The organism is Brevundimonas sp. (genome assembly GCF_032107865.1).
Taxonomy (GTDB): domain Bacteria; phylum Pseudomonadota; class Alphaproteobacteria; order Caulobacterales; family Caulobacteraceae; genus Brevundimonas.
The window spans coordinates 1-5,591 of record NZ_DAMCNG010000009.1 but is presented as its reverse complement, the minus strand read 5'-3'; the positions used below and the strand labels follow the sequence as shown (position 1 = coordinate 5,591).

Below are 5,591 nucleotides of genomic sequence, written 5' to 3'. Positions count from 1 at the left end.
AGGTCGGCTGGTCGAAGAAACGCCCGCCGTGGAGCACGGCGCCGCCCTTGGGATCGTCCGCGCCCCAGACCACGCGGCCGATGCGGGCGTGGCTGATGGCGCCCGCGCACATGGCGCACGGCTCGAGCGTGACATAGAGAGTCAGGTCCGTAAGGCGATAATTCTGCAACTTCGCCGCCGCATCGCGCAGGGCGACGATCTCGGCATGGGCGGTCGGATCATGGGCCGTGATGGGCCCGTTTTGCCCGCGCCCAAGCACTTCGCCGGTGTTTTCATCCACGATCACCGCGCCGACGGGCACCTCGCCAGCCTCAGCCGCCGCTTGCGCCAGATCGAGCGCCATGCTCATGAACCGCTCATCATGGATCGCCATCCCAAAGACAACGACAAGAAGCCCCGCTCCCGTCAAGACGACGGACCGCGCGGCCCCCGCAATTTCGCCGATAAAGGCCTGCGAAAGCCTTTCGACAAGGCACGAAAGCCCTTCGACAAGGACGGAAAGCCGGGCGGCAAGCCTCGCGACCGCGCCGGAGGCAAGCCTGGCGACAAGTCTGCGACCGAGGCCAAGGGCCCCGAACGCACCGAACGAATCGCCAAGGTCATGGCGCGCGCGGGCATCGCCTCGCGCCGCGAGGTCGAGCGTCTGATCGGCCTGGGCAAGGTGGCGGTGAACGGCCGCATCCTGGCCACGCCCGCTGTGCTGGTGAAGCGCGACGACAAGATCACCGTCGACGGCAAGCCGATCGGCGCGGCCCAGGCGACGCGCGTCTGGCGCTATCACAAGCCTGCGGGCCTGATCACCAGCCATAACGACCCGGCGGGCCGCCCCAATGTGTTCGACGCCCTGCCCAGCGGCCTGCCGCGCGTGATTTCCGTCGGCCGTCTCGATCTGGCGACCGAGGGCCTGCTGCTGCTGACCAACGACGGCGAACTCAGCCGGGCGCTGGAACTGCCGGACACGGCGCTGGTGCGCCAGTATCGCGCCCGTGCGCGCGGCCGCATCACCCAGGAGCAGCTGGACAAGCTGAAGGACGGCGTGGTCGTCGACGGCGTGCGTTACGGTCCGGTGGAAGCCACCATCGACAAGGCCAAGGAAAAGGCCGAGGGCGAGAAGTCGTCGGCCAACCTGTGGCTCAGCGTCTCGATCACTGAAGGCAAGAACCGCGAAGTCCGCAAGGTGCTGGAGAGCATCGGCCTGACGGTCAATCGCCTGATCCGCTTGGCCTATGGTCCGTTCCAGCTCGGCACCCTGCCGGTCGGATCGGTCGAGGAAGTCGGCCCGCGCGTGATCCGCGAGATGCTGGCCGAGCATATCCGTCCCGAGAACCTGCCGACCGGCAATACGGTCGCGACGCCGGCGCCTATTCCCGGCCGTCGCACCAACACGCCGATCGTGCGCGGCAAGTCCGGCTCGGCCATGTCGGATCCGTCGCGCAAGCCTAGCCGCGTGCGCGCCGCAGAAACGGCGGCCGAAGAAGGCGCTGAATTCGGCAAGCCCGCTCGCAAGGAAGGCTGGGCCAAGGCCAAGCCCAAGTTCGAGCACGCCAAGACCTTCAAGCCGCGTGCTCGACCGGGTGATGGCGAAGGGACGGAAGACGGCGATCGTCCGCGCCGCCCCTTCAAGCCGCGCGAACCACGCGCCGACCAGTTCATCGATGACCGTCGCGGTCCGCCCAAGGGCGGTCGTCCCGGCGGAAAGCCCGGCGGCAAGCCGTTCGGCCGTCCCGGTGGAACCGGCGGTCGTCCCGATGCGCGTTCAGACTCTCGCTCGGACGACAGGCCGAGCGGCCCTCGCGGCGGCGGCAAGCCGTTTGGAGGAAAACCCTTCGGCGGCAAGCCTTCGGGCGGCGCAGGCGGACGTGGCGGCCCGCGCGGACGCGGCTGAATACTGAGTGGAGGCGCAGGGCATGGCGGACGTTGAAACCTCGTTGAACGGTCGCTGTCTGTGCGGAGCGGTGCGCTTCACCGCTTCGCCCAAGGGCGGAATGCACGCCTGCCATTGCGAACGATGTCGCCGGACCTCGGGCGGGGTGTCGCTCAGCGTCGACTGCGGCGACACTGTCGAAGTCGAGGGGCCGCTGTCGACCTATGACTCGTCCGATTGGGCTGAGCGACAGTTCTGTTCGGCCTGCGGTTCCAACCTGTTCTGGCGGCTGAAGGCGGGTGGCATGGTCATGGTCTCGGTTCAGGCCTTCGACGACCCGTCGGCCTTCGCCTTCGACAGCGAGATCTACATCGACGCCAAGCCCGCCAACTACGATTTCGCCGGGGATCGCGTCCGCATGACCGGCGCCGAGGTCGAAGCCCTCTACGCGGAGGGCTGAGCGCGTCGGGCGCGCACGATCCGCTCGACGGCGACCAGCACCACGATCAGGGCGACGGCTTCATAGGCAAGCGCCGACAGCGGCAGGAGTTCTCCTGGTGGAGGTTCAGTAGAAATCGGTTCACCCAGTAGGGCGATGGCGAGGTTGCCTGCCCAGTGGGCGCCGATGGCGAACTCTAGCCCTCCAAGGCGCAGGGCCGCCCAGGTCCAGATCAGGCCTGACAGGGCGCGTGCGACGAAGGCTACCGGATCGGGGTCTAAGTGAATGGCGGAAAACACGATGGCATTGAACAGGCATAGAATGATCAGGCTGCCGGTGAAGCCGCCTGTCACCCGGAGCAGGACGCCGCGACAGACGACTTCTTCGGCCGTGGCTGCGACGAACAGGCCGAGGGCCGCTGCGGCGACATAGAACAGACGGCTTTCGACCGAATAGGCGGGATTCAGGATCGGCGCCGGACTTGCAGGGTCGATCAGATTGTAGATTATGGCGCTGGCGCTCCCCACCACGGTCATAACGGCGAACCCGAGCCACAAATATCGCAGCGAGAATTGGCGGCGGGGCCAGAGAAAGGCCGTCGTCGGCACGCCATAGGCGATTCTGGCGCTGAGCAGGACGGCCCCCGCCAGCAAACCAAGGAAAGCGCCGAGTTCCAGCACGTAAGCGCCTTCGCCATAAAGGCGGTCAGGCCCTTCCGCCACAGTGGCCAAGGCGTCTGCACCAACAACGCCTGCGGCCGCTAAAGCGGTCATCGTCAGGGCGATGATGATGCCGGCGGCGATTATCAGCACGCAGGATAGAGCGATGAAGCCTGCCAGCCGCTTCCAGCGCGCAGCGGGCCTGACGCCGACGATCAGCGGACTGTTGCGCGCTTCCTCGACCGCAGTGAGGAAAGGCGAGGAGGTGGAGCTTGAGAATCCGGCGTTCGACATGGGGCGACCGTTGCATTGCACGCGTGGTCGGTCCAGAGGCGGGGCCATGAGAATCGTCGCTGGACAATATCGCGGTCGGGCCATCGTCACGCCCGAGGGACAGAACACGCGGCCGACGTCGGATCGGGCGCGTCAGGCGATCTTCAACGTGCTGGAACATGCGCCGTGGGCTGAAGGTCTGCACGAGGCGCGGGTGATCGACCTCTATGCCGGATCGGGCGCGCTGGGGTTCGAGGCGCTGTCGCGCGGTGCGGCCTTCTGCCTGTTCGTGGATACGGACGACGGTGCGCGCGGCGCGATCCGCGAGAACATGGACGCCTATGGTCTGTTCGGTCGGTGTCGGGTGCATCGGCGCAGCGCGACCGACATGGGGCCGCGTCCGGGCTCGGCCGGCGAGGCGTTCACCCTGGCGTTTCTGGACCCGCCCTATGCCAAGGGGTTGGGGGAACAGACGCTGGCGCGGCTGTTGGAGGGCGACTGGCTGGCGCCGGGCGCGATCGTGGTGTTCGAGCGCGGCTCGGACGAACCCGAGATCGACACCCCCGGCTATGAGAGGTTGGACGCGCGCGACTACGGCGCCGCGCGCGTCCTGTTTCTCAGGGCGTTAGAAGCTTCGACCTGAGGTCCGGTTGTCGGCCCGGCTTCGCAGGCGGCTGAGGCCGTCGCGATTGACGACATAGGGGCCGCCGTTTCGGGACTTGATGACGCCCTTGCGCTTCAGGCTGCGCCATTGATCCAGATTGCAGCCGTCCAGCACCCAGCCTTCGCGGGTAAAGCAGAGGGCGGCCAGGATGCGGCCGTGTCCGTCGCGTTCCAACTGGATGCGACCGCCCTGGGCGAGGGCGTGGAGCGTGCGTTGCTCCGCACGTGACAGATTCATGGGATTGAGATTTCCAAGGCATGAGAAGATACGCGCCCGGCGCAACGCGGCGCGGGGCGGGCTCAGGAGGCCTCGGGACGATCAGCGTCCGGGCCTATGCCGTGGCTACAATCTCAAACATGGTTCGCTCCCATTGGGGGAAGGCGCGGCTTATAGCGTGAGGGGCGGGCGGCCGCTAGTCAGTCAGCTTTCGCGATGTTGCAGCCTGAGGGCCAGGGCGCGGGCACCGTCGGTGACATCGGCCCAGGTGACATCGAAACCGTCGTCCTCGCCATAATAGGGATCGGCCACGGCCTGGCCTCCGCGGCCTTCTACATGGTCCAGCAGCAGGGACAGTTCGGCCGTGGCGTCGGGCGGAGCAAGGCGGCGCAGGTTCGCCAGATTGTCGTGATCCATCGCCACCAGATGGGTGAAGCGGCGGAAGTCGGCGGGCTTCACCTGACGGCCGCGCAGGGACGAGATGTCGACGCCGTTCTTCAGCGCGACCGCCTGGGCGCGCGGATCGGGCGGGGAGCCGACATGCCAGTTTCCTGTCCCTGCGGAATCCGTGATGGGGTCCAGCTTCAGGCGGCGCGCTTCCTCGCGGAAGGCGGCTTCGGCCAGCGGTGAGCGACAGATGTTGCCGAGGCAGACGAAGAGGATGCTGTAGGTCATGTTGTTTTTATTCGCTCATCCCGGCCTTCGCCGGGAAGAGCGGGGTGGGGTGGTCAGCGTCGCCCGAACAGCTTTTCCAGATCGTGCAGCTTCAACTCCACATAGGTCGGGCGGCCGTGGTTGCACTGGCCGGAGTGGGGCGTGGCCTCCATCTGGCGCAGCAGGGCGTTCATTTCGGGCGCCGACAGGACGCGGCCCGAGCGCACCGAGCCGTGGCAGGCCATGGTGCCGCAGACCTCGGCCATCCGTTCTTTGAGCGACAGGGCGGCGCCGTGCTCGGACAGGTCGTCGGCGATGTCGCGGATCAGGCCCTGAACATCCGTGTCGCCCAGCAGGGCGGGCGTCTCGCGCACCAGCACCGCGCCCGCGCCGAACGCCTCGACGATCAGGCCCATCTCGGCCAGTTCCTCGGCCTTGGCGGCGACGCGCTCGGCCTCGGCGGGGTCCAGTTCGACGACTTCGGGCGTCAGCAGGGCCTGACGGGTAACGGCGCCGTCCGCCATCTGGGCCTTCATCCGCTCATAGACCAGCCGTTCGTGAGCGGCGTGCTGATCGACGATGACCAGGCCGTCGCGGGTCTGGGCGACGATGTAGTTGGCGTGCAACTGGGCCCGCGCGGCGCCCAGCGGATAGTCGATCAGATCGACAGGGGCTCCCGGCGTGATCTGGCCTGCGTGTTCGGCCTGGATCTCGCCCAAGGTGCGGAAGCTGGGGGCGCTGGCCTCGCCGCTCCACGTATGCTCGACGCGGCCGGAGCGCTCGTTCAGACCCGGCAGGTTCTGGGCGGCGGCGGCCGGTTGC

At 67.5% G+C, this 5,591-nt stretch carries 7 protein-coding genes and 1 pseudogene; 3 read left to right on the top strand and 5 right to left on the bottom strand.

The window, feature by feature from the left end:
* The coding region (gene tadA, locus RT567_RS01740; RefSeq protein WP_313573902.1) for a tRNA adenosine(34) deaminase TadA at positions 1 to 373 on the bottom strand (373 nt) is incomplete at its 3' end.
* On the opposite strand from tadA, the gene RT567_RS01735 reads away from it, so the two are divergent.
* Together RT567_RS01735 and RT567_RS01730 are read left to right on the top strand one after the other, a co-directional pair.
* Positions 362 to 1,885: a pseudouridine synthase gene (locus RT567_RS01735; protein ID WP_313573901.1), complete on the top strand. Its 1,524-nt coding sequence runs from the start codon at positions 362 to 364 to the stop codon at positions 1,883 to 1,885. The genes tadA and RT567_RS01735 overlap by 12 nt on opposite strands.
* A 22-nt stretch (positions 1,886 to 1,907) precedes the next feature.
* A complete protein-coding gene (locus RT567_RS01730; RefSeq protein WP_313573900.1) occupies positions 1,908 to 2,324 on the top strand; it encodes a GFA family protein in 417 nt (138 codons plus the stop codon).
* Here the strand turns inward: RT567_RS01730 and RT567_RS01725 are convergent.
* Positions 2,309 to 3,256, bottom strand: coding sequence for a CPBP family intramembrane glutamic endopeptidase (locus RT567_RS01725; RefSeq protein ID WP_313573899.1), 948 nt, complete (start codon positions 3,254 to 3,256; stop codon positions 2,309 to 2,311). The genes RT567_RS01730 and RT567_RS01725 overlap by 16 nt on opposite strands.
* Before the next feature lie 46 nt (positions 3,257 to 3,302).
* Here RT567_RS01725 and rsmD point away from each other — a divergent pair, with 46 nt between their 5' ends.
* Positions 3,303 to 3,878 (top strand): 16S rRNA (guanine(966)-N(2))-methyltransferase RsmD, encoded by a 576-nt coding sequence (rsmD, locus tag RT567_RS01720; protein WP_313573898.1) that lies wholly within the window; start codon positions 3,303 to 3,305, stop codon positions 3,876 to 3,878.
* Here the strand turns inward: rsmD and RT567_RS01715 are convergent.
* The 3 genes and pseudogenes from RT567_RS01715 to RT567_RS01705 form a co-directional block, all read right to left on the bottom strand.
* The gene (locus RT567_RS01715; RefSeq protein ID WP_313573896.1) at positions 3,861 to 4,136 is read right to left on the bottom strand and encodes a YjhX family toxin; all 276 of its coding nucleotides are present in this window, start codon (positions 4,134 to 4,136) and stop codon (positions 3,861 to 3,863) included. The genes rsmD and RT567_RS01715 overlap by 18 nt on opposite strands.
* A 183-nt stretch (positions 4,137 to 4,319) precedes the next feature.
* Positions 4,320 to 4,790, bottom strand: coding sequence for a low molecular weight protein-tyrosine-phosphatase (locus RT567_RS01710; RefSeq protein WP_313573894.1), 471 nt, complete (start codon positions 4,788 to 4,790; stop codon positions 4,320 to 4,322).
* A 53-nt stretch (positions 4,791 to 4,843) separates the two neighbouring features.
* A pseudogene (locus tag RT567_RS01705) lies at positions 4,844 to 5,591 on the bottom strand (DNA mismatch repair protein MutL); the annotation flags it as partial.

Excerpts from the sequence above, each read along its gene's own strand:
- rsmD (WP_313573898.1), top strand. The coding sequence starts at position 3,303 with ATGAGAATCGTCGCTGGACAATATCGCGGTCGGGCCATCGTCACGCCC.
- RT567_RS01710 (WP_313573894.1), bottom strand. The coding sequence starts at position 4,790 with ATGACCTACAGCATCCTCTTCGTCTGCCTCGGCAACATCTGTCGCTCA.
- RT567_RS01730 (WP_313573900.1), top strand. The coding sequence starts at position 1,908 with ATGGCGGACGTTGAAACCTCGTTGAACGGTCGCTGTCTGTGCGGAGCG.
- RT567_RS01725 (WP_313573899.1), bottom strand. The coding sequence starts at position 3,256 with ATGTCGAACGCCGGATTCTCAAGCTCCACCTCCTCGCCTTTCCTCACT.
- RT567_RS01735 (WP_313573901.1), top strand. The coding sequence starts at position 362 with ATGGATCGCCATCCCAAAGACAACGACAAGAAGCCCCGCTCCCGTCAA.
- RT567_RS01715 (WP_313573896.1), bottom strand. The coding sequence starts at position 4,136 with ATGAATCTGTCACGTGCGGAGCAACGCACGCTCCACGCCCTCGCCCAG.